Origin of the sequence: Yersinia sp. 2542 StPb PI, from assembly GCF_048593855.1 — a bacterium.
In the GTDB taxonomy this organism is placed as follows: domain Bacteria; phylum Pseudomonadota; class Gammaproteobacteria; order Enterobacterales; family Enterobacteriaceae; genus Yersinia; species Yersinia enterocolitica_E.
In genome coordinates this window covers 1-1,111 of record NZ_JAZGQA010000416.1, presented here as the reverse complement: position 1 = coordinate 1,111, position 1,111 = coordinate 1, and the positions used below count along the sequence as shown (strand labels likewise).

The following is a 1,111-nucleotide window of genomic DNA, read 5'->3' as shown; positions in this document are numbered from 1 at the left end:
CATTATTAATTAACATAATTACTTCGTGAGCAATAACGTTATATAATGAACAATAATCTTTGAAGGAAGAACAAGATTTTTCGTTAGTGTAATATGTCATAATGAGTTAAGTACATTTATTATGGCGTAGGTACTATAGAGAAAAATGACGCCTTCTGGAAGTAAGTTAAATTTTAACGTGATGCTAAAAATGCATAACTGATAAAGGAATGCCAGTCCTGTTTGGGAGCAGCACCATTTCTTCCCCCTTTCAGTTTTTACGAGATACATGAATCAGCACCGATGAACGCACTACCGGAGGATATCATTCATGCTGTCGAGCACCTCAATATGCAAAATGACGGTGTGATCCGCTCGTTGATGGCATTACGGCAGTTACCAATGAATATCAGTGATCTGTTCCCTATTGATTAACACGCCTTGGTATTAGCAACATCCGCTCTTGGTATGAGCAGAAATTTAGACCTCTTTGAACACAGTTCCTTTAGGATAGACTCTTCGATGCTCGCTCTAACTACACTTCCTTTTAAGGGAAAACCATAGTAACGATCACCACATGCTGAGGATCACTCAAACCAGATTTATGTAACCCGCAGTTATTGGTGGTCATGCTGGTGGTGTTGACATAAAGGGAATTCAGGTTTGGCTTATTTATTAGCCAGTTACAGTATCCACCTCTGCACTGATGTAATGGTACTGGCTGATGGCAGGTAACTCCTAACTTCATCACAATATTGCGGTAACCCGTGTTACAGAGCTCAAAACCCAATATTCATAATTTCAGCTGCACACAAAAGATAATAACAGTGCTGAACTAGATTAATTCACTCCAGTTTAAACTTATAATTAAAAACATTTCTTTTCATTCTCATCTTATTAAGATTATCAATTACACATCTAACAATGATTCAGTTTTATTTAACTATCACACACTAAACGCATTGAGCATTGTATCCGTAACCTGAAATAAGAATAGATATAAAACTGTGGTTGAGCTAATTGCACCGGAAAAATAGCAGCAAGTTACCCTCTCAGTTACTATGGTTAACTCAACCGCTATCAATATAAAGATAACGCCCCAACAAATCCGGAACACCACGCCACCAAAACC

Annotated in this window: 2 protein-coding genes; one reads left to right on the top strand and one right to left on the bottom strand. The window is 37.8% G+C overall.

The genetic code is table 11. The annotated features are described in order from the left end of the window. The first annotated feature begins 282 nt into the window (after positions 1–282). Entirely contained in the window at positions 283–414 is a 132-nt protein-coding gene (locus V1952_RS22015; RefSeq protein WP_420075571.1) for a hypothetical protein, read from the top strand. Between the two features lie 511 nt (positions 415–925). Here V1952_RS22015 and V1952_RS22010 read toward each other — a convergent pair. Continuing rightward, positions 926–1,111: hypothetical protein (locus tag V1952_RS22010; protein ID WP_420075570.1), on the bottom strand; the 186-nt coding region annotated here is incomplete at its 5' end.